Origin of the sequence: Peptostreptococcus canis, from assembly GCF_014229965.1 — a bacterium.
Taxonomy (GTDB): domain Bacteria; phylum Bacillota; class Clostridia; order Peptostreptococcales; family Peptostreptococcaceae; genus Peptostreptococcus; species Peptostreptococcus canis.
In genome coordinates, this window is sequence record NZ_JABGBW010000002.1 from 37,371 (window position 1) to 62,071 (window position 24,701).

17 protein-coding genes are annotated in these 24,701 nt (G+C 27.8%); 7 read left to right on the forward strand and 10 right to left on the reverse strand.

The window, feature by feature from the left end:
* Nucleotides 1–30: 30 nt before the first annotated feature.
* Entirely contained in the window at nt 31–528 is a 498-nt protein-coding gene (locus tag HLB29_RS03335) for a prolyl-tRNA synthetase associated domain-containing protein (RefSeq protein WP_185623742.1), read from the reverse strand.
* A gap of 595 nt (nt 529–1,123) precedes the next feature.
* Here HLB29_RS03335 and nrdD point away from each other — a divergent pair.
* The 5 genes from nrdD to HLB29_RS03360 all read left to right on the forward strand — a co-directional run bounded on the left by nrdD (nt 1,124) and on the right by HLB29_RS03360 (nt 6,035).
* Nucleotides 1,124–3,244, forward strand: coding sequence for an anaerobic ribonucleoside-triphosphate reductase (gene nrdD / locus HLB29_RS03340; protein ID WP_185623743.1), 2,121 nt, complete (start codon nt 1,124–1,126; stop codon nt 3,242–3,244).
* A gap of 132 nt (nt 3,245–3,376) precedes the next feature.
* Nucleotides 3,377–3,883 (forward strand): anaerobic ribonucleoside-triphosphate reductase activating protein, encoded by a 507-nt coding sequence (nrdG, locus tag HLB29_RS03345; RefSeq protein ID WP_330604379.1) that lies wholly within the window; start codon nt 3,377–3,379, stop codon nt 3,881–3,883.
* A gap of 183 nt (nt 3,884–4,066) precedes the next feature.
* The gene (locus tag HLB29_RS03350; RefSeq protein ID WP_185623744.1) at nt 4,067–4,387 is read left to right on the forward strand and encodes a Fe-S cluster assembly protein HesB; all 321 of its coding nucleotides are present in this window, start codon (nt 4,067–4,069) and stop codon (nt 4,385–4,387) included.
* Nucleotides 4,388–4,450: 63 nt separating this feature from the next.
* Nucleotides 4,451–5,185 (forward strand): tRNA (guanosine(46)-N7)-methyltransferase TrmB, encoded by a 735-nt coding sequence (trmB, locus tag HLB29_RS03355; RefSeq protein WP_185623745.1) that lies wholly within the window; start codon nt 4,451–4,453, stop codon nt 5,183–5,185.
* Nucleotides 5,186–5,219: 34 nt separating this feature from the next.
* Entirely contained in the window at nt 5,220–6,035 is an 816-nt protein-coding gene (locus HLB29_RS03360) for a hypothetical protein (RefSeq protein ID WP_185623746.1), read from the forward strand.
* Between the two features lie 225 nt (nt 6,036–6,260).
* Here the strand turns inward: HLB29_RS03360 and HLB29_RS03365 are convergent, their stop codons facing one another.
* The 4 genes from HLB29_RS03365 to HLB29_RS03380 all read right to left on the reverse strand — a co-directional run bounded on the left by HLB29_RS03365 (nt 6,261) and on the right by HLB29_RS03380 (nt 14,806).
* On the reverse strand, nt 6,261–6,968 hold the full coding sequence (locus HLB29_RS03365; protein WP_185623747.1) for a hypothetical protein: 708 nt from the start codon (nt 6,966–6,968) through the stop codon (nt 6,261–6,263).
* A gap of 317 nt (nt 6,969–7,285) precedes the next feature.
* Nucleotides 7,286–7,456 (reverse strand): hypothetical protein, encoded by a 171-nt coding sequence (locus HLB29_RS03370; RefSeq protein WP_185623748.1) that lies wholly within the window; start codon nt 7,454–7,456, stop codon nt 7,286–7,288.
* Between the two features lie 160 nt (nt 7,457–7,616).
* Nucleotides 7,617–11,660 carry a cell wall-binding repeat-containing protein gene (locus HLB29_RS03375; protein ID WP_185623749.1) on the reverse strand — a complete coding sequence of 1,348 codons (4,044 nt, stop codon included), beginning with the start codon at nt 11,658–11,660 and terminating at the stop codon, nt 7,617–7,619.
* An 11-nt stretch (nt 11,661–11,671) separates the two neighbouring features.
* The gene (locus tag HLB29_RS03380) at nt 11,672–14,806 is read right to left on the reverse strand and encodes a cell wall-binding repeat-containing protein (RefSeq protein WP_185623750.1); all 3,135 of its coding nucleotides are present in this window, start codon (nt 14,804–14,806) and stop codon (nt 11,672–11,674) included.
* A 363-nt stretch (nt 14,807–15,169) separates the two neighbouring features.
* Between HLB29_RS03380 and HLB29_RS03385 the strand changes: the two genes are divergently transcribed.
* Complete coding sequence (locus HLB29_RS03385; protein WP_185623751.1) at nt 15,170–16,018, forward strand: DegV family protein; 849 nt, start codon at nt 15,170–15,172, stop codon at nt 16,016–16,018.
* Nucleotides 16,019–16,298: 280 nt separating this feature from the next.
* Here HLB29_RS03385 and HLB29_RS03390 read toward each other — a convergent pair whose 3' ends face one another.
* Nucleotides 16,299–17,348: a threonine aldolase family protein gene (locus tag HLB29_RS03390; RefSeq protein ID WP_185623752.1), complete on the reverse strand. Its 1,050-nt coding sequence runs from the start codon at nt 17,346–17,348 to the stop codon at nt 16,299–16,301.
* Between the two features lie 271 nt (nt 17,349–17,619).
* On the opposite strand from HLB29_RS03390, the gene HLB29_RS03395 reads away from it, so the two are divergent.
* Entirely contained in the window at nt 17,620–18,777 is a 1,158-nt protein-coding gene (locus HLB29_RS03395; protein ID WP_185623753.1) for a tyrosine-type recombinase/integrase, read from the forward strand.
* 88 nt (nt 18,778–18,865) lie between these two features.
* Here HLB29_RS03395 and HLB29_RS03400 read toward each other — a convergent pair whose 3' ends face one another.
* The 4 genes from HLB29_RS03400 to HLB29_RS03415 are packed head-to-tail and all read right to left on the reverse strand — an operon-like array spanning nt 18,866 to nt 24,695.
* Nucleotides 18,866–21,775: an ABC transporter permease gene (locus HLB29_RS03400; protein ID WP_185623754.1), complete on the reverse strand. Its 2,910-nt coding sequence runs from the start codon at nt 21,773–21,775 to the stop codon at nt 18,866–18,868.
* Entirely contained in the window at nt 21,738–22,439 is a 702-nt protein-coding gene (locus HLB29_RS03405; RefSeq protein WP_185623755.1) for an ABC transporter ATP-binding protein, read from the reverse strand. Before HLB29_RS03405 ends, HLB29_RS03400 begins: the two co-directional genes overlap by 38 nt.
* Nucleotides 22,436–23,335 carry a DUF368 domain-containing protein gene (locus HLB29_RS03410; protein ID WP_207719521.1) on the reverse strand — a complete coding sequence of 300 codons (900 nt, stop codon included), beginning with the start codon at nt 23,333–23,335 and terminating at the stop codon, nt 22,436–22,438. Before HLB29_RS03410 ends, HLB29_RS03405 begins: the two co-directional genes overlap by 4 nt.
* A gap of 16 nt (nt 23,336–23,351) precedes the next feature.
* On the reverse strand, nt 23,352–24,695 hold the full coding sequence (locus HLB29_RS03415) for an MATE family efflux transporter (RefSeq protein ID WP_185623757.1): 1,344 nt from the start codon (nt 24,693–24,695) through the stop codon (nt 23,352–23,354).
* Nucleotides 24,696–24,701: the final 6 nt, after the last annotated feature.

Below are 24,701 nucleotides of genomic sequence, written 5' to 3' on the forward strand. Positions count from 1 at the left end.
CTCGCCTTTACTTTTTATGATAATTAAACATTATAAAATAATTGTATTCAAAGTAACACCTATGTGTGCAAGATATTTTTTTAATCCCTCCAACGATATTGTTACCATTTTTGTATTTACATTTGGATGAAAATTCAAGTCTTCTCCTGTCATTACGCTTTTATCCAAGTAAAATGTAACTACTTTTTCCGTATCATTAATTAATGAAAATGGATTTACAGAACCCGGAAGTAATCCCAAAACCTTCATAAGTCTTTCAGTAGAAGCAAAAGAAAGTCTGGTAGAGCCTATTTTTTCTCTAATATCCTTTATATCGACATCTGCATCATCTTTTACTGTAATCATATAGTATTTATCTCCCTTTGCGTTTCTCAAAAAAAGATTCTTGCAATGAATACCAAAAGCTCTATCTTTGATATCTTCTAGATCGGCGGCAGTATACACGGGCTTATGTTCTATAACCTTATATTCTATACCCAATTCATTTAATTTATCATATACTTTTTGTTCATTTTCCATTATATCCATCTTTTTATCTCCTTTTACTTTTTTACTTATATATGTAGATTATATCATGAATAATAAAATAAATATACATATATGATACCAAATGGTTTCATATTATTCCAAATATTGGAAACAGGCTATTAATCAAGATGAGCACTTATTCAGAATAAATGGTTATTATACATTGACTTCAATTTTAATGGCAAATTAAAAAATATTAATTAAAAAACAAGAAATTTTTCTTAATTTGCTTTATTAAAAATATGAATAAAAAGTATTAATAGTATAATATGATATGTTCTGACTATTATTGATACCAAAAAAACATTATTTGATAAAGTAACTCTATTTTTATCAATATTTCGCAAAAAAATTATACTTGTATATTTAGTAGATTTATCTTATACTTATAAGCGAAGATACTATATATTGTATTGGAATTGATTTCTCATTCTATATATGGTGTATAGATGGTTTATAAATTGTTTATTCTATAATTTAGAGGGTATATATAATTTGGAATTATATTTAAATTATTTTTAAGTATTTAAAAATATATTTATTAAAAATTAATTATTAATAGAGAAATTGTGATAGAATGGAGAGAGTGAAGAACATGTTTGTTATTAAAAGAGATGGAACAGAAGTACCTTTTGATAGGTCTAAAATAAGAATAGCAGTGGAAAAAGCAATGAAAAATGGAAGTGGATTATATCATCCGGATATTGCTGAAGCAGTTGCAAGAGACTGTGAAAACTTTTTTTTATCTGAAGAATCAACACCTACAATATATAAAATAGAAGGTTTTGTATATGATCGATTAATTCACTATAATCATAGTGAAACAGCAAGGGCATATGAAGGATATAGGGCAGTTCAGCAGTTTAAAAGACAAGTAAATACAACAGATAATTCCATTCTTGAATTAATGAAAAAATCTAATGAAGATATTATGGATGAGAATTCCAATAAGAATGCGGTTATATGTTCTACTCAAAGAGATTTAATTGCCGGTGAAGTTTCAAAAGATATTGCTAGAAGAAAGTTAATTCCGCCACATATAGTACAAGCTCATGATGAAGGCGCTATCCACTGGCATGATATGGACTATACCTTACAGCCTATTTTTAACTGTTGTCTAATTAATGTTGAAGATATGCTTGATAATGGTACAGTAATTAATGAAAAGATGGTTGAATCACCAAAGTCATTTTCTACTGCGTGTACAGTTACAACGCAGATAATGGCACAGGTAGCAAGTAATCAATATGGCGGACAAAGCATTTCAATAAAACATCTGGCACCTTATTTAAGAAGGACTAAGGATAAATTCTATAAATTTTATTTAGAAAAATATAGTGATGAGAATTTGGCAGAAGACATATCTGAAGATATGATGTTGAAAGATTTAAAAGATGGTGTTCAAACTATAAGATATCAATTATCTACTCTTATGACTACAAACGGACAGGCACCTTTTGCTACAATATATTTGGAAATAGAATCCGGTAATGAATATGAGAGAGAAATGGCATTGATTTGTGAAGAGATGATAAAGCAGAGACTGGAAGGTATGAAGAACTATAAAGGGCAAAATATAGGTGAGGCATTTCCAAAATTAGTTTATCTATTGGATGAGAATAATTGTCTTGAAGGTGGAAAATACGACTATATTACTAAGTTGGCAGCAGAATGTACTGCAAAAAGACTGGTTCCTGATTATCAAAGTGCAAAGATATTAAGAAAAAATTATAAAGGATGTACGTTTCCGCCTATGGGATGTAGATCTCACTTATCACCTTGGCAAGACAAAAATGGAGAATATAAATGGTATGGAAGATTTAACCAAGGAGTTGTATCTTTAAATCTGCCTCAAATTGCTATATTATCTGAAGGAAAAATGGGCCAATTCTGGAATATATTGGATCAGAGATTGGATTTATGCAAAGAAGCATTACTTTGTAGACATAAAATGCTTTTAGGTACTTTATCTGATGTTTCACCTATTCATTGGCAACATGGTGCCATTGCAAGGTTGAAAAAAGGCGAAAAGATAGACCCGTTACTTAAAGAAAGTTATTCAACTTTATCTTTGGGATATGTCGGTATATATGAAATGGTTTATGCTATGTTAGGTGTAAGCCATACAACTCCGGAAGGTCAGAAATTCGCTATGGACGTTATGAGACATATGAAAGATGCATGTGACAGATGGAGAAATGATACAGGTTTAGGTTTTAGTTTATACGGAACACCGGCAGAATCACTTGTATATAGATTCTGTAGAATCGATAAATCCCGTTTTGGTGAAATAAAGGGGGTAACTGATAAGTTATATTACACTAATTCTTATCACGTAAACGTTTGTGAGGAAATAGATGCATTCTCAAAACTGAAATTCGAAGCACCTTTCCATGAAATTTCAACTGGAGGTTGTATTTCTTATGTGGAGGTTCCGGATATGTCTAAAAATTTAGAGGCGGTTGAGCAATTAATAAACTTTATTTATCATAATGTTCAATATGCAGAAATAAATACTAAACCGGATGTTTGCTATAAATGTGGATTTACAGGTGAAATACAAGTAGATGAGAATTTAGAATGGTATTGTCCTTCTTGCGGAAATACTGATAAAGACGAAATGCAGGTTATGAGACGTACTTGTGGATATATTGGAACTAATTTCTGGAACAAAGGACGTACTCAGGAAATTGGAGACAGAGTTCTTCACCTATAAATGACCATTAGTTTAGATAATATCATAGTTTAAAACTATATATGAATTATTATATAATAAATGATACTAATAAATGGCAATATGAATTCATATTGCCATTTTGACATTTTTTTAATCGTAAAAGGGGGATTAATGTTGAATTATAGTGAAATAAGAAAATTTGATGTGACAAATGGACCGGGAGTAAGAACTACTATTTTTGTTTCCGGCTGTACACATAAATGTGAAGGTTGTTTTAATGAAGAATTACAAGATTTTAACTATGGAAATAAATGGACAAAGAATGAAGAGAATGAGTTTATAAGTTATGTATCAGATCCCGTAGTTGTGGGTGTAAATATTCTTGGCGGAGAGCCACTGCAGCAAAATATGGATTCATGTTTATTAAATTTATTAAAAAGAATAAAAGAAGAATATCCGGATAAATCTATATGGTTATGGACCGGATATGTATTTGAAGATATTTTGGACAATAAAGAAAAAATGGATATAATAAAATTGGTTGATATATTGGTTGATGGAAAATTTGAAATAGACAAAAGAAATTTAAAGCTTAAATATAGAGGTTCTGAAAATCAAAGAGTCATTGATGTAAAAAAAAGCTTGGAACAAGGTGAAACCTTCCAATTAAATGTATAAAAAGTAGACGATTAATATTAAGTTAGTTTTAATAATAGACTTTAATAAAAAAAATATGTGTGATATAATCATATTTGGGAATATTTTTATTTTGAATCGTAGTTTAATGGGTATCAAATTTAATAGAGATACCGGAATGTATTCGACAAATAATAATATATAAGGTTAATAAGGAGATATAATATGAAAGTAGAAGCAGCTCAGACAGCGTTAGAAGTATTGAGAGAAATAATATCAGAACAGACAGATCAGCCAACATCAATAAGAATGTATTTTGCAGGTGCAGCTTGTTCGGGACCATCATTTGGACTTGCCCTAGATGAAAAGAAATCAAGTGATTTATCTTATAATATAGAAGAGCTTGAATTTATTATGGATGCACAGGAATATGAGCAATTTGGTGATATGTTAATTCAAGATTTAGGCGGTGGTTTCAGAGTTATACCTGAAAAGATGAAGGATATGCAGAGCAGTTGTGGAAGTTGTTCAGGCGGTTGTCACTAATATTTTATTTTAAGAGCTGTCATTGACAGCTCTTCTTTTTTACAAATAAAAGGGGAGATGTTTATGCGAAGAAGAAAGAAAAAAGGTTCTGATGAAAAATTATTATCATATAAAGATTTTATAGTCAATGGGATGATAAAACAGGCTTCACCGAAAGATAATAGTGGAGATTGTACCTTATTTGATTATAGAATATTAATAGAAGATGAAATATATAAAGATATAATAAATAACTATAAAGGAAAGTGGAATATTTTTTTTGAAAATGAAAACCCGATTCATATAGAAGTTGGAACGGGGAGAGGAAAATTTATTACAACATTAGCAAAAGAAAATCCAGATATTAATTATATTGCATTAGAAGTTAAAGAAGAAGTTCTTGTAAAAGCAGTAGAAAAGGCGGATAAACTAAACTTAAATAATATTGCTTTTTTATGGGGGAATGTAGAATTATTAGATACTTACTTCGATGACGATGAGTTAGACAGAATTTATATAAATTTTTGTGATCCTTGGCATAAAAATAGATATGCTAAAAAAAGATTAACTCATCATAATTTTTTGGAATTATATAGAAAAAAATTAAAAAACAATTCGGAAATACATTTTAAAACCGATAATAGTGCTTTATTTGAATTTAGTTTAAATGAATTTTGTAATAATGATTGGAAATTAAAAAATATTTCTCTAAATTTAGCAAAAAGTTCTTGGACCGGAAATATTACAACAGAATATGAAGACAGATATATGAACCTGGGGATGCCTATATACAGATTGGAAGCAAAGGATATTAGATAATTTTAAAGTCAAGGAGTCAAGAGGCGGTATTTATATGGAAAATTTTATTATTTCTTTAAAAATGGCTTTTATATATACAATTGAATATACTTTATTGCTATTATTTTTTGGTATGATATTTAATTTTGTAGAAAAGAAGAATTCCGGCTCAATATATCGTACTTTTGGTAGAAAGGGAATATTAGTAACAGGAATAGTTGGCACAGTTATACATGAATTTAGTCATATGATATTTTGCGTTATATTTAGACATGAAATAACCGAATTTTCGTTATTTAGACCGTTTAAGAGTCGTTATGACGGAATAATGGGTTACGTTAATCATAGATGTGATTTAAATAATCCTTATCAAAAGGTTGGGAATTTCTTTATTGCAATAGCACCCATAATAATAGGTACTTTATTTTTGATGTTGTGTATGTGGTTTCTATTACCAAATGAATTTTCAGCCATCTATGGTATTTTTAAAAACAATATGTTAAATATGAATAATATTAATAATCTTTTAGATTCATTTAATATTTATGTAAATATAGTACTTGCTATAATATCAAATTTAAATCCATTTAAAAACCATAATTTTTTTCAATACATACTGTATATATATATTATGTACTCAGTGACAACTCATATGGGTTTAAGTAGAGAAGATTTAAAAAATAGTACGTCCGGTTTATTATTGTTCTTATTATTACTATATATAATTAACTTTATATTCATATATTTGGGTTTTAGTTACCAAATAATTTTAATGAGAGTATTAATAAGTATTTTTTCATTTTTAACTGTTGCTATGTTATTTGCACTTATTACCATGACAATATCAATATTGGTAGAAAATTTAATCTAAATAAATGGCTCTAAAATAATTCTGAAGAAATTTGTTTATCTAAATAGAAGACGCGATAGAATCCAACTAAATTTGGAAGAAGAATTTGACTATAACAAAAACATCTGTGATATTTCCTAGAAGGAGATTTATGGATGTTTTTTTTCTAAATAAATAAGCAGGCAAGAAATAACTATTCCTTAAATGTATATTTAGGGAATAGTTGCGTGGTATTGTTTTATATTTTTAGAAAGCATTCCATAAAAATACAAAAATAAATACACACCCCCACGCATTCCCTGTAAATTCTTTTACCATAAGCATTCCATATATAATAATCGCGATGGTAATCATTTCAACGATTCCTTCAAAAGTGACCCCGATAGCTCCATGAATTAAAATGCACATAATGGCACAAAAAATCGCACCCCAATTAAGCCATTTAGAATTTGCCGGGTAGCGCCTGTTTATCTTTTCACTTATTACTACATAATTAAAGCCCTCAAAAAAACCCCATGCAACTCCTGTAATAAGCATCCCTATTACATTGATAGGGAAACCGCTTGAAAGAACTTCTTTTGTCGTCAAAACAGTCTGAAACGGCAAATAACCATTGCTGTGCCCTAAGGTATAAGAAAATATTATATTGGGAACAAAGCACAGAACACCAAGCAAGATAGACATTATCATCCCCTTGGTCTTTAAACCATAGGAAAAAAAAGTCTCTTTTCTAAAAACAGAAACAATTGTAATTCCCAGTCCCGCAACTCCATATTGAAACAATGCAGCTAACATAACACGGGATAAAATAGGTAATTCTTCGTTTTTTATGATTCCATAAAAGTCTTTTTGAAATACCATAAATATCCCCAAACTTACTAATGAAACAACCACAATAATCCAAAGGTCGATATCAAGTTTTTTCTGTTTTTCACTTAGCATGATTTTAGTCATTCTATAATCTCCTATTAAATAAATAATCTCATGTTATGCACATTATGCACAAATTTTTAATTTGTCAATTCCTCATTTATTTTATTATATCACTTTTTTCATTTGGCATAAAGGAAATATTCTTTTCAAACAATAAAAAAGAATTAACCAAAACATCTGACTATATAATTAGCGTTAATATAACTGAATAAAATGGAATCAACATATGAAGTAGAATTATCCATAATCCGTATATACCACCCATCAAAGCTCCAAATGCACAAAACAAAATTATAGATAGATTGATAATTATAACCACATACTTATAGATCTTTTCTTTAGAAAAATTTATTATGATCGTCTATTACTTTTTTTATCTCACTTTTTTCTTTTTCATTTAGTTGAGATTCCTGACTTTCATAATAAAAAGTAAGAGTTTGGATAATATTTTCTTTAGGGATATCAACAAAAGAATAAAGTTCATCAATATTATTCGCTAAATATTTCATTTTTTCTTTAACTGTATTAGCTGATGAATATTATATTGCTATAATCAATTCTAAACAAGTTCAGTTAAATCAAGTTAAGTTAAATATAGATTTAACTTTCGGTTGCATAATAAATAGCGAGATAGTTTTATCTATCTCGCTAACTTTGAATATATTTGTATTATTGTTTAAGATATTTTTTTAGTGTATTTCTTGTTTTTTCTGTAACAGAATCTTTTCCACCAAGAACAAAAATATTTTCATATTTTTTATTACCTAGAACTGACTCATCTATATTTTTATTGACAAGTACTATAGGTGCTTTATTGATTGCTGCAACGCTTGACCCTGCCAATGCATCAGTTAGCCTATTATTATCACCTGATGAAATTACTAGAGATTCTCTATTTTTATATAAGTTATTTAATGCTTTATAAGAAGTTTCATACCTATCTACACCATAAATTCTTTCGACTCTTCCTATTTTACGGCATTTATTTAATATATTATCGGATATTGAAGCATCTCCACCAATAACTATAAATTCTTTTGTATTTTTAAGTAATTCAACAGTATTATTATCCATTTCTTTTGAAACTAAAACCATAGGTATATTTTTCATAGCTGAATATCCGGATAAAGAAAGTGCATCTGCATAATTACTTCCACTTACTATCAATACTTTTTCAAAGGAAAAACCTCCTTCTTTTAAAATATTCATTGAAGTAACATATCTATCTTTACCACTAATTCTTTTAACTGATACCTTTTCATTTTTCAGTTGATTCACAACGGTTTCTGATACTGAATCAATACCACCTACTATAGTTACTCTTTTAGTTTTCAATCTTTTTATTTCATCTAATACTTCTCTATCAATTTTATTTTTTCTAGATAATAAGATAGGAGCTTTTTTACTGTGAGCAAAAACCGAAGCACTCAAGGCGTCTATAGGATTTTCACCCGTTGCAATAATTACATCATCAGCATTTTCATATACATTTTTACTGATTTCAACAGCTGTACCATATCTGTTATAACCTTTATATGTTGTTAAATCGATACTTGGTTTTTTATTTGAATTTTCTTCAGATTCTGAATTAGAGCCAGGTTTATTGTCTTTATTGTCATTAGGAATAGGTAAATTAGGGATATTTTCATTTGAATTATTTTCAGATAAAAATACAAAATCCTTATTTTCTATATATATTCCTTCTGCAAGCTCTACACAAAATACACATTTCAATAAAGATATATTTCCCTTATCTTTTAGAAGCTTATTTTCATTGACAGATATCTCGTATTTACCATTTTCTTTATACTTGATATCATAATATTCAGCTTCTAGAAGGTGCTCTTCAAATTCAGGAGTGGCTCCTGACACAGTATTTACCTTAGTATCATATTCTTTATTTAAAATATAGTAAATTTTAAGTTTAGGATTCCCTATCTTTCTTACATTTTTAAGTTTTGACTCAAAAGTTGTTTTCCCATCCTTAAGTCTGACATGAAGTCTATTTCCATCATGTTTATTTTTTACTGTTTGTTTTCCGTTATTTCTTAAGTCAATTAGTATATTTTTCGTAAGTTTTCTAAATCCTATATACTTACCATTTTTATTTTTTTGTGTGAATTCTACTAATTCTTTTTTCTCAGTATCAGTTAAATCATTTTTTACTACTAATTTTTTTAATTCTTCAACTTTATTTTTGAAAGTTTCAATATTCGATTTATTTAAATCCTCATTTATACCTTGAACCTTCAAAAAATCAAGATTCATATTAGAGAGAATTTCTTTAGCTTTTTTTCTTGCCTTTTCAATAGTTTCATTGTCAATTTTTATATCATCTTCGGGAACAATAGGTTTCTCATTATTTATATTTGTTGCTATATCAAGTCTATATTTAACATACTGATCAACCGGTATTGCTTTAAGTGCTATATCTTTATATCCATTTAGTTTTATTACAATCTTATCATTAATATTTAATGAATATATGTATAGAGTACCATTATTTACATGATAACCTAGTTTTTCTTCGCTATTACTTGGTTCTAAAGTTTTATTGTTGTTTAATGTCAAAATAGCTTTTTTGTTTTTAATGGAGTTAATCCATTCTACACTATTTTTATCTCTCATATTGATATCAATTGAATATCTATTTGTATCTTTAGAGATAAGTTCCACTCTTTTAGGGCCTTCTCCATATTCAGGTAAATCTTCTGGAATATCCTTTCCGGGTATTTTTTCTTCTCCACTTGGATTTATTACTTCGTTTCCAATTTTACGAGAAATATCTTTTGGCGAAGACGAATATTTCCAATATTCATCATAATCATGGTCACCACTAACTGCAATAGGATCAGTATCTATCATATTTCCGACAACATTTTTATGAATTTTAACATTTTCAGATACGGCTTTTTGTTTACCTATATTTTTATTATATGAATTTCCTGCTCTTAAGTAAGTTTTATTGACGGAAATATTTCCTAATCCTGTTACAGCATATCCAGCAACATCTGAAGCTCCACTTCCACCCATAGCAACAAGTGTTCCATCACCTAGAACTTTTCCATTATTTTCAAGCTCTAAAGCATTTCCACCAAGAGATGTAGTAGATTTTGTTCCTCCGCCATAAAGGTATAAAGAAGATTTATTGGCAATAGTAAGACTTCCACCATCAATTTTCATAGCATTTTGTCCTCTATAATATTTGCCGGTTTCTATATCTGTTCCTGTTGGAGATTCATCTCCTCTAACAAATACATTACCCTTAACAAAAGCATCACCTTTTACTAAAACTACAGGTTTTATATTTTGAAGGGCTGCTCCTGCATCAGTGATATTATTTGTATTAGAATAAATAGTTGAATCTTCAAGCACTGCACCATCATTTAATATTATTTGACCTTGAATAGACGTTCCTGATACTACATTTTTTCCATCAAAATCTCCATTTTTATTATGGTTTACGCGAAGTGTACCGCCATCAACAGTTACTTTTCCATAAATTGAAGAATCGTGCAAATTAAGTACTGCACCTTTTTTTACTATAATATTTACACCTGACATTATCTTCATGTGTGCAATTGTCAAATCTGTTCCCTCTTCAAGAACTAAATCTTGGAAAGGAATTCTATCTTCCCAAGGAAAAACTTCACCTTCTTTTTTATCTTTTTTAGTAGTTACAGGAACAATTTGACCCAATACACCATAAACGCCACTTTCTCTAGAGCCGTACCAAAGATTTATATTTTTATTAACAGTGATACTTTCATGATTATTAATTTTGTTTTTATTAAATTTTATAATGTACCAAGGTTCCTGATACCAAAGAACTCTGTTCCCAGGTCTACTTACTAATTTTAGATTTACATCTTTTAAAACATCTTCAAGATATACTTTTTCAGGATCAGATATTCCAAACCATGCTTCATTACTCTTAGCATGCCTTCCATATATATCGTATAAATCCAGAGTAATAGGATAGTTTGAGGCTTGCCCTGGAATTCCATTTAGAGTTACAGCACTTGTCATAGCATTGTATCTAGGTTCCATGCCAGATGCTGGATCTAAATTAATTTTAGTACGCCCTTTATCCACTTCAATTTCTGACTTACTAAGTTCTGTCCAATCGCTATCTGCAGGTAAAAGGCCCGGTTCTGTTTCAGCTACCATAACCTTTATATTACTATTATTATTTGAAGTAGCAGATCCGGTAGCTCCACTTATAGCATCATATTTCTTTTGACCAACTAATGCACCTTCGAAATATCCCTCCAATTTAACGTGAAGTTGCTTTTTGGGTATATCATTTTCATTAATTTTTTCAAACTTTCCATCTCTATAAATGAAATTATAAGTTTCTCCATTGTTTAACTTTAATGTCAAAGTATGCTTATTTTTTAATTTTTTTAAATATAATTTATTGTTCTCTACATAGTATGATGGTTTTGGTAAAAAGGCAACATATTTCGTAGTTGCTTTTTCTAGTTCTATAACTGAATCAGTAATAACCTTTTCAATTTTTTCCGCGGCGCCGGAAGGACTCACAGATAAAACATAATCACCAAATTCATTTATTTCTTCTAAAACCACATTTTCATTATTACTATTATTTTCTTCTATAATATTCTCCCCTCGCACATGGAAAAAACTCCCATTCACAGCAAGTAGTAGACAAAGAATAAGTGAAATAATTTTTTTAAATTTATTACTCATAATCTACCTCATTAAATTTTAGATATAAGTTCAGCAGGAACTTCATTTTTAGATATTTGATCTATATACAACTCAAAACCCGATTTTTGAGTTTTGAAAAATACATCTTCATATCCTTCTACTTTTACCACTACATAATCACTATCTTCAAGAGCATATAAAAATAGATATTCGTCTCTTACGCTATATCCTTTTTCATACGGACTACTGGATTCTTTTAAAAGTTCCGTTCTATTTAAAACTTTTAATTCACCTTTATTTTTTTTGATTGTTTCAAGCCATTTCATACTATCCGAATTATCCTTATCAAGGATTACTTGACTACCAATTTTAAAGAAAGATGATGGTTTTACAATAATCTTTTTTAACTCAGGAGATGGTTTATCATATACTGCCGTGATTTTTATTTTTTCATCCTTAATCTGACTTTCAGCTAAAATAGTATTTTTTAATTCAGCTTCATTCATGACATTACCATCATTTATTTTCCAGCCTGATGGTTTATTACCATTTAATGAAAAATCCATATTCCAAATGCTTTTAGCTTGTCCCGGTATTTCGGTACTTTCCAGTAGATCACCGATTTTTGTGCCTAACAAAGAATCTAAAACAAAAATGTTTTCTGTTTTTTTATCTATAAATTTTTCGTTTTTTGTTTCTAATATAACTACAACTTTCTGATCATTATTAAAAATAGTTATTTGATTTTCAATCTCTTGTTCTAACAAATTTACTTTTTCTCTTGTATAGTCAAGTCTATCTATATCGATATTATCAAATTTTTTAAGATACTTTTTTAGATTATCTCTTGCAGTTTTTCTATATGCATTATTATCACAAAGTTTATTTGCCATATCTATTTGTTTTAACAGCTCATCAGAATTTCCTAATAACTTAAGTTCACTCTTAATACTATCAATTTCTTTTATAATATTTTTTAGTTTTTCAAGTTTAATATTATCTTCTTTAATTAATTTCTTTGCTTTAAGAATTGCTTTTTCATATTCATTAAAAGAAGATCTTGTATAATTTGATACTTTTGGTTTTATATTTTTTTCATATTCTTCTATTTTTTTGTTAATTTCATTTTTAAGATTATTAATATCTTCATTATCTTCTGAGCTCTGGCTATCAGCCGGAATTTCACTTTCATTGATTATGTGAAGAGAATAATTAAATTGTGATGAAAAAGCATCTTTTACCACTTTTGCATATATTTTTTCATAACCTTTAACTTCAATTGATATAAATTGATTTTCTTTTACTCCGTAAATGAATAGATAGTTTTTCTCTCCTTTTTCACCTACTTTATAACCATCAACTTCTTCTTTCGTTGATTTTAATTCTCTTTTGTTTGTTTGGTTTTTATACATGAAAACTGATATTTTACAGTTTCCTTTCTTGATTTCCTCCAGCCAAGTTTTACTATCTGCATCTTCTTCAATTTCTATTTTTTTATAACTATAAGTACCGGGAGCTTTTATTTTTACATTCTTTAATTTTTCAGGTAACTCCGGTTCTTCTGGAGCAACTGGTGTATTTTTGAAAACATCAGTATAATTTACAATTTTTGAAGAATTATCTGTAAAAATTATCTTTAATTCATTCTTATTTTCTATTTTTTCAACTCTTTCAACATTTCCGACCTTATTTTTCAACTGTTCTAGCTCTTCATTGCTAGGAGAATTAATATCTTTTACAGAAATTTTTTCGAAATTGCCTATATCAAAATTATCAGCTAAAGTTTTTTGCGGAATAATTTTTTTATCTAGAGCTTTAATAGTATCATCTAATTTTTTTATAATATCTTTTGTTTGAGTCTCGTTTAAATTTTCAAAGTCATTTTTCTTTATTTCTTCAATCACTTTTTCTAATTTTTTTATTGACTCTTCTGTGTACACATCATTCTTTTTCGCTTCATTACTAGCAGCCTCTATAGCTTTTTTAAGTTTCTGAATATCGCCTTTTTGAACAAGCAATTTTTCAATTTCTTTAAGATCTTCAAGTGCACTTTTAATTTTCTTTATATCATTTTCTTTTTTAAGTTTTTTTTCAGCATTTATTATCTTATCATTAAAAATACTATATGAATTTTTTGTGTACATATTTTTTTCGATTTTTTTGAGGTCTTCAATTCTTTTTCCTAACTCATCTTTTGCTTTTTTTAATTCATTATTTTCTAATGAAGAGTTATCCTTTGGTTTTGAACTTGAATTTTCAGTTTTATTTGTTCTTGCATCTATAATCTCTTTCTCAATATTCTTGGAAATAGAAGTTTCTCCTCCCACTAAAATGACTTTTTTAGCTTTCTTTAGAATATTCTTAGAACTATCATCAATTTTATTACTTTTTGTAAGTATTATTGGTGCATTATATTTTTTGCCTAAAGGCGCAGATGATAATGCATCAGCAAAATTTTCTCCGCTTACTATGATAATATTTTCATAATTTTTAAATTCATCCGCTATTTTTCTTGATGTTTCATATCTGTCTTTTCCAGATATTCTCTTCCCATAAGTTTTATTTACTGAACTAATTCCACCAAATGTATATATAGCTTCCTTGTCTTCAGGAATATTTATATTCTTATTGTTATCAATCAATATTAATGGCATTTTATTTTTACCCAAATACGAACTTGCCACTAAAGCATCCGGATATGTTTCACCAGTTGCAACACCTACTTTTTTATTAGTTACAAGTCGTGCTATTTTTCTTGATGTTTCATATCTATCTTTCCCTGATATTCTCGTTACTTCAAAATCTTTTTTTAATTTATTTTCAAAATTCTTTGAAATAGAACTTGTACCACCTATAATAGTGATTTTTTTGATTTTCGCTTCTTTTAAAGACTTTATTTCACTATCATTTTCCTTTATTAATAATAGTGGCTTTTCTTGAATATGGCTAATAGGTCCTATTGATAAAGCATCTGGGAAATTTTTTCCGGTAGCAATATAAATTTCATCTTTAGAACCTAAATGCTTTAGAATATTCATTGATGTTTCATATCTGTCTGAACCAGATATTCTCAGATTTCCATCGGCATTACTTACCGTTGAAAATAAAAAACCGGATATACAAATACTTGTACCTATTGTAAGTATTTGCATATTACTTAAAAACTTTTTCTTTTTTTTGTGCATAATAACCTCCACTAAATAAATTCCATACCTATAAAATTGAATAATCAATAATATAGATATATAAAAATATAACTATTATGTGTATTTTACACAATATAGTTAAAAATACTCTTTGCCAATATACATTTTACCAAAACTGAAACTCACTGTCAATAAAATATATTAATCGATTTAAAATACTTATTATATAAGAGTTTAATTAATTTCAAAACAAATATATTTTTTAAAAATTGTACTAAGATAATATTTTTGGTATATTTTTAGTAAAGATTTTAATTAATGTCTTACTATTTTATGATATAATATATTTACAGAATTAGTAAAAAAATAGTATAAGTAATTTTAGTTTATTTGGAGGTAATTATGACAATAAAAATAATAATTGACTCTTCTTCTGAGTTTTCTCAAAAAGAAGCTAAAGAGTTAGGAATATACTGTCTTCCACTTACAATCGCATTTGGAGAAGAAATCTTTCATGATAATATAGACATTACAAATGAAGAATTTTATAACAAACTGTCACAGTGTGAAGAACTTCCAAAAACAAGTCAGGTAACACCTTACCAATATGGAGAAGTATATAGAGAAATAATTGCTCAAGGAGATATTCCTTTTGTAATTTCTTTATCATCGAAGGTTTCTGGAACTTATAATAGTGCAGTAATAGCATCTAAAGAATTTGATGAAAAAATATATATTCTCGATACGCTTAGTGGTTCAATAGGTGCTAAAATTTTCATTCAATATGCACTTGAATTATTGAAAAAATATGATAATCCTGAAGTTTTATATGAAAAATTATTAGAAAAAAGAGATAAAATTAGAATTTATTATTTACTTGATACATTAGAATATATATATAAGGGAGGGAGAATTTCAAAATTCTCTGCAATTGCGGGTGCATTATTATCTGTAAAACCGATAGTAACCCTTGTTAATGGCGAAGTTGAGCTAGTTGGAAAAGCCAGAGGATTTAAAAAAGCCAGTTCTATTTTAACAGATACTATTACAAAACTTAAAATAGATAAAGACCTTCCTTATATGTTAACTTACTCGGGAAACGATTCTAGTGTTTTAGATGATTATAAGGAAAAAAATCCTATAATATTTGATGATATTAACATTAAGCAAATACCGGTCGTTAATATGGGAAGTACTATAGGAACTCATATGGGACCTGGAACAATTGGTATCTCATTCTTTGTTGAGTAATTGCGTTTTTTAGAAATTACCTAAGCTTATTAGATATTAAATCAATTGTACATATATTATTAACTATAAATATATATAAGAAAGGTAGAATTATCAAAATTTTCCACACATTAATTTAATCAAATTAATAAAAAAATATATTAATAAAATAAAAATGGTTATATTGACATTTATACCTGTTGATATAACCATTTTTATATCTATATATTAAATCATAATTTAATTAGGAATACCATATCATATACAAAACGTCAAACTTATACCAATAAAACTGTAAAATCTATAAATTAGAAATTATTTTTTCAAGCTTCTTTATAGCTTCTTCTTTAGTCGCCCAATTAGTACAAAACCTAGTTGCATCTTTCTCTTCATCAATACTGCATTCTATATTGAAACTTATGTCATTATTTCTTATTAATTCCTGTTGAGATTTTGTTAAAATAGGAAACTGCTGATTTGTGTAAGAATTTGATATAAAATTAATTCCCTTTCTCTCAAATGCTTTTTTTATTCTAATTGCAAACTTATATGCATCCCTACTCTTATCTACATACAGGTCATTTGAAAATAAAACTCCAAATTGAATTCCTAGCAATCTTCCTTTGGCAATAACTGCCCCATTATGTTTTGCTATACAGTGAAAATCACGATTGAATTTTTCATTACAAAAGCATATGGCTTCACCAAACATAGCTCCACATTTTGTTCCTCCTATATAGAAAATATCTGTGTATTTGGCTAAATCTTCCAACTGTACGTCATTTTCATCACAAGCAAGTGCATACGACAACCTTGCACCATCCAAATATAATGGAAGATTAAACTTATTACAAACTGATTTTATTGCTATCAGTTCATTTTTAGTATATAGTGCTCCCCTTTCTGTCGGTTGGGAAATATATACTGCTCCAGGTTGAGCTTTATGCCAATCTCCTATATTAAAAAAATCAGTTAGATATAAATCTAATGATTCAGAGGATAACTTTGCTTCTTCATCAAGTTTTTTTCCACTAGAAATAGCTATAACTTTATGCCCTCGTCCTTCAATAGCTCCTGCTTCATGAACATTAATATGACCTAGTAAAGGAGAAATCACCCCTTGATGTGGTCTTAATATCGCATCTAAAACAGTCATATTTGCCTGTGTGCCACCAACAAGAAAATGCACATCTATATTTTCAGAGTGACAGGCTTTTTTTATCTTGTTAGCTGCATCTTCACAATATTTATCCAAACGATAACCTGGAGTTTGTTCCATATTGGTCTTTATAAATTCATCTAAAATTTCCTGAAAACATCCTTCAGAATAGTCATTTTCAAATCTTAACATATTTCCACCTCCAAAAAAATTGATATTTATAGATTATCACAATTTTTCAAATTTTTGTAGTCTTTTATACAATTTATATAAAAATTATTTATTACTATACAAACTATATAAAAATGTATAAAAAATTTTACTTTTGATTTCAGCATGTTATAATTATAGTTACAAGATGTATAGTGATATGTCAAGGATTTGAAATAATCAAAAATAATCCCAGGTTATATTACTAATTTAAATATATAGTATATAATATATGGTATATAAGGAGGTAAAAATGGCTACCAGAATCAACAATAAATCTTCAAAACCTGATAATATAGTAATCAGGGATAATAATATAATAGATGAATGTGAAAGTATAGAAAAGCAACTTCCCCAATTTATGAAAGACTATTTTATTTACTTAAGAGGAGCTGTTGCAGTAACTTCTAGAAGAGCCTATCTTCAAGATATAAAATTTTTTTGTGATTATCTTATAAGTACGGATCTATATACCAATGCAAAACAAGCTTTTGAAATAACGCTTGATGAATTTAAAGAAATAAAGGCAAGAGATATAAATCTCTTTTTAGGTGATTACTGTAATAGATATTATAAAATTATAAAAAATGATAAAACTAATAACGATGATAAAGTATTATATGAAAATAATAATAAATCTCTTGCAAGGAAAAAATCCAGCCTTTCTACTCTATTTAAATACATGTATAGAAATGAACAGCTTAACGAAGATATAACTGCCGGATTTAACCCTATAAAATTACCAAAACCACAACCGGATGCTATAAAAAGATTAGAGATTGATGAAGTTGCTATTATGTTAGATGCAGTGGAAAATGGTACAGGTTTAACTGATAAAGAAAAAGAATACTGGCTTAAAACTAAACTTAGGGATAGAGCCATTTTAGTTTTATTTATTACATATGGTCTAAGATTGACAGAATTAAGAGAATTAAACATTAGTTCTTTTAATTTTTCAAGAGGTGTATTTGTAATATTTAGGAAGCGAGGTAAAGAAGTTCAAATGCCTATTAATGATGCATGTGAAAAAGTCATAAAAGAATATATTGAATTTGAAAGACCAAAAGAAGATATGCTTAGTGAAGATAATAAAGATGCACTGTTCTTGTCTCTTCAAAAGAAAAGAATGACAACTAGATCTATTAGAGATTTAGTAAAGAAGTATACTTCTATATCTATGGGTACATCTAGAGAAAATGGGTATAGCCCACATAAACTTAGAGCTACAGCAGCAACATCTTTAATAGAAACCGGATTTTCTATATATGATGTGCAAAATCTTATGGATCATGAAAATGTTACAACTACTCAGTTATACGCGGCTCATAGAAAAAATCTAAAAAGGGATATAGTTAAGAATTTTGACTGGCTGGATGAAGACAATGCATTAGGAGTAAAAAGAAGAGATTAAAAAAGTTTGAAAGTATAAATATATAAAAATGGATATTATACACTATGAAATTCAAATATAATATCCATTTTTATATTATCAGAAAAGTCTATTCTTTCATCGCATCTACCATGTTTACCTTATTAATTTTCTTATGCATTGTAAACATAACTATAGTGGAAAATAAAAAAGTCAATAAAGCTGATACAATATAGTTAATGACTCTAATTTCCGGAATAAACATAGTATCATCGGGAGGCAATACATATATTATGTACTTATGCATAACAGTCCCCAAAATAAATCCCAATAATATTCCAAAAACCGTCAATACAATGGTTTCTTTAAAAATATACATAGTTACTTCCTTAGGATAGAAACCAAGTACCTTGATAGTAGATAATTCGCTCTTTCTTTCTGAAATATTTATATTTGTTAAATTATATAAAACTACATAGGCAAGTACTAACGAACATACAATCATAATTAAAACAGCATAATTTAGACCATCTAATGTGGATTTTATCATACCTTTATTTTCATCACTTGAAACTACAAATTTAGTAGCCGATTCATTAAGTACTTTTTTAGAAAGAGATGAAATTTTATAATCACTATTATCTTTCAATTTTATTATATATGCGTTTGCGATATAATCTTGTTTAAAAATTTTCTTATACATATAAGGTGTCATGTACATATTGTGTCCCAGATACCATTCTGATGAATGTTGATATTTAACATCAAACCTTTGAGATTTATCATTTTCCACAATAATCGAATTTTTACTATTTATATAATCACCATTTGAAGAATGATTGAATTTCTCTTTAATATAATTTTTATATCTACTAAAAAAATTAATACTATCATTATTATCTAATAAATATTCGAGTTTCTCGTTTATAATAACGGAATTATCATTCAGAGTTATGGCTTTTTTATCTCTTGTAGAAATTCTAATATAATTATTAAAGCTTTTAGGATTATTAATTACCATGATACTCGCCTTCTGTTTAAGTTTATTCTTAAGAATTATTTTTACTCGATCATATTTTATTTTTTCAATAGACTTTATATTTTTTTCTTTTTTCAGAACTTTATTTAGACTTTCCAACTCGGAATTTCTGGAATTAGTATCATATACCATTAACAGATCATATTTTGAAATATTTCCAAATTGTCTATTCAGTATTCCGGATATAGAATCTCTAATCCCTATTCCCATTACAAGCAAAGCAGTGCAACCTGCTACTCCTAAAATAGTCATCATCATTCTTATTTTATATCTGAAAATATTTCTGGCAGTAACTTTATTATTGAAACTCATCTTATTCCAAATAAATGGAATTTTCTCAATCAAAAGTCTGGATCCTTTTTTAGGTGATTTTTTCATCATAAGTTGAATAGGCTTACTTTTTAATTCTTTATTTGCCACATATATAGAAGAAACTACTGTGCAACTTAAAGAAACAGCAAAAGAAATAAATATATAGACCGGATATATTTTAGTATCTACATTATCAAATATATAGTTATTTGAATATGCCCCAAACACTATTCTCGATAAAAGTTCCTGTCCTAGTACAACTCCTAAAATACATCCAATAAAACCGCTTATAAAACCATATATTATAAATTTTTTCATAATACTGATCTTGCTATATCCAAGTGCCTTTAAAAGTCCCAAATAATTTCTTTGCTCATCTACCATTCTCATCATTGTAGACAGAGTGACAAGTAAAGCGACAGAAAAAAAGAAAACTGGAAAAATATTGGATAAGGTATCTAACCTGTATGAACCATCAATATACGAAAAATAGTTTGTAATATATTCTTCTCTATCAAATATTTGATAATTAACCTCTTTGATTTTTTCAAATTTCAATGTTTCTTTATCTAAAATTTTATTTATATATTTATATTCGAGATCAATATTTTTTTTGTTCTTGTTAATATATCTCCTTTTTGTCTCCATTTTTTCTTTTATATAGTCAATATCATTCTGTTCATTGTCAACTTGGGCTTGATCTATAAAATTACTATTTCCGAAAGATAATTCGGCACTGATTTTTTCTCTATTTAAATTTTCTAATTCTTTCTCTGTTTTATCTAAATTATTTTTTTTATTCTGTACTTTTTTTCGTTCATTTTCAATTTTGGAAATTGTACCATTTTTAAATTCAATATATCTATCTTCTTCGATACTTTTTAATTCTTCTAAAAGTTCTTCATTATATTTTTTTACATTTTGGGAGTAATTTTTATCTATATTTTTATCTCGCAATTTATACTTTATTCTAACCATAGAATAATTTTTTGATAAAAACTGCTCTTTCTTTATATATGCTATAGCATCTAATTTTCCATCAGAAGATAATGATTGTCCAAGATTTTCTTTATCGATATATTCAGTAGAATTAACAAATCCGACTAAAATATATTTTCCTTTTTTCAATTTATCTTCCGGTTCTTTTCCAGAATTATCTACTAATATTATATTATCTCCAATATTATATTTATTACATAATCTTAAATCAAGAAGTATTTCATTATTATTTTTTATTTCTCTACCAGCCACCAATTCATATTTGGATATTTTATTTGGAACGGAAAATACCCTAATAGATTCCTCTGAGTTTTTTAACATCAAATCTTCAGAATATACAGGTTCAACTTCTTTTATATTTTTATAATTTTCAACGATTTTTATATCTCTATTTTCTAGCCCTACATTAGAAATAACTATGGAATCAGCCAAATTATATTTTTTAAAATAATTCATGGCTGTATTTCTTATGTTACTTCCGCTAACTTTTAGACCCATAAATACAAACACGCCCAAAAAAATAAGCGCAATGATAGAGATAAATCGTGATTTACTATCCTTGAATTCACGTTTTATATTTATATCTATTGCGTATTTTTCTATAATAATCACCTCTTTAACTTTATTACTTGGTGGTAAATGAATTTGTCTTTTACCAAGTAATATCATCAATATCAGATGGTTCTTCATTTACTATTACATCACTTATTTTACCATCATTAACATATATGACTCTGTCTGCCATATTTTTTAAAAATGTATTATGAGTTACAATTATTACATTTGTTCCCATTTCATTACTGATATTTTGCAAAACCTTTAGAACATTTTTCCCGGTCTTGTAGTCCAACGCTCCTGTAGGCTCATCACATAATAATAATTTAGGATTCTTGGAAATAGCTCTTGCTATAGATACCCTCTGTTGTTCTCCACCAGACATCTGAGCCGGAAACTTATCAATATGATTACCTAAACCTACTAATTTAAGACATCTTTCTGCATCTATTGGATTATCTGATAATTGGTTAGAAATTTCGACATTTTCCTTAGCAGTTAAATTTTGTATCAAATTATAAAACTGAAATACAAATCCAATATTATTTCTTCTAAATTCAGTTAATTGTATATCATCATATTTAGAGATATCCTCGCCATCTATAATAACCTCTCCGGAAGTTACATTATCCATACCACCCAATATATTAAGTAATGTTGATTTACCGGCTCCAGAGGGTCCCAAAATAACAGTAAGTTCGCCTTTTTCAATTTGTAAATTTACATTATTATTTGCATATAGTTTTTCCTCGCCATTCATATATATTTTATTACATGATTTCAATTCTATAAAACTCATATTACTTCTCCGTTCTTATCTCTGACAATGGATTTATTTCTTCTGCTTATATAACCAAGTATTAATAAAAGTAATATACCGGTTGAGAATCCCAATATATCAAAATTTGATAAATTTAAAGCTTCTGATGATTTTTCGAGAGTTGTTGGTCCATTTGCAATCGGATATATAGATCCTATCGTTAAACCCACAATAAAATGAATCATCTTACTTCTATATTTTACAAATGCCCTTCTAATGATTTGCACAGAAGATACCAGTCCAAATAATACTCCTAAAGCAAATATTATTATACCGCACAACACAGAATATCTTGATAACAACAGACTTTCAATAGAATTAATCAGAGGTATATAAACTCCAAATATTAATAGTACTGTAGAACCGGAAATTCCTGGTAATACCATTGCTGAAATTGCAGTCATGCCTGAAAAAAATAAGTATGCATATTCAAAAAAATCTAAATTACTCATATCAATCACACCTTGACTACCTATTTTCTTTCTTAAAAAAGATATGGCAACCACAATAACTACTCCTAAAAAAGTATATATTAGATATGTTTTTTTCTTTTCTATTTTATTATATTCATTTTTTATAATATACACGACTGATGAGGATGTAAGTCCAATAAATAAAGAACTCATAAAATATATATTTTTTTCAAACATTCTAGAAAGGAAAGATACTGATAGAGTTATTCCTATTATCCAACCTAGGGCCAGTTTCACTAAAAAATATACGGATTCTTTCATTTTAGACTTATCTCTAGTTGTAACGCAATTAATTGCTTCCAGTAGTTGTTCATAAAATCCTAGAATAAATGCAATTGTACCACCTGAAACACCTGGAACACTATCAGCTAATGCCATGCAAAATCCATTAAATAAGTTCATTATCACTATATAACACCTACAAAGTATTTTGTTCCTTTCTCGTATTTTTTAATTGTATATATAACAATACAAAGGCTATTATTCCTGATATTGTATCGCTTAAAGCATTTGAAATATATACACCATTTATACCAAAAAAATTTGGTAATATGTATAAAAGTGGTATTATAATTCCACCAAACTTTAGTATATTCAATAATGATGATATTCTAGGTTTTTTTATAGAAATAAAATATGTTGTTGATATTGAATGTATTCCTATAAATGGAAGACCTAATAAATATATCTTTATATTATAAACAGTAAGTTTTATCAAACCAGAGTCTTTTGTAAAAAATTTGACTAAAAACTCGGGAAATAATTCTAATACTATCATAAATAAAATAGAAATAAAAGTAATAAAAATCAAAGTTAAATAAACTGTTTTTATACTTCTTTCAATTTTACCAGCTCCAAAATTGTAACCTATAATAGGTTGTGCCCCTTGACTAACCCCATAATAAAACATAGAGAAAAATAATCCAATTGACGATATTATAGTAATAGAGGCAAGATGATAATCTCCTCCATAGCTAATTATAAATCTATTAAGTAATATACCTACAACTGTACCTACGACTTGCATATAAAAGCTTGGTAAACCATTTGAAAATACTTCCTTTACAACTCTAAAATCAACTTTCAAATTGTTTAATCTAAGTTTTATAGGTACTCCCTTGGATTTAATAAAAAAACCAAGTACAAAAATGGTTACAAGTGTTTGAGAAATTACAGTAGCTATAGCAGCTCCCTTAACTCCCCAACCAAATATAAAAATAAATATAGCATCAAGTATAATATTTAATACAGAACTTAATAATACATATGTCATGGCATTTCTTGAAAATCCAAGACTTCTTACTGTATTATTAAGACAATATCCTGTAAGACCCGGTATACCTCCCAATAACATAACCACTATGTAATCTTTTGCAAGTCCATAAACGTTATTAGAAACTCCCAATAAAGAAAATATTGGATTTATAAAGATTAAACATAGAATTGTAACTAGTAATTCAGTTATAATAAAAAAAATAAAAGAATTAATTAGTATATTTTCCGCTGATTTTATTTTACCTTCGCCATATTTAATTGAAATTAAAGTAGAACCACCGACTCCGATTAATAGTACAAATGCCATTTGAACTATTTGAAATGGCATAGTAATACCAATAGCTGTTAATCCCAGTGAATTAATCCTACCTATAAACATCCTGTCAACTAAATTATATATCGCAGCAACTAACATACTAAGAATTGCAGGTACACTCTGGTCTAACAATAAAACGGAAATTTTTTCATTTCCCAAATCTCTTTTCAAAAGCTA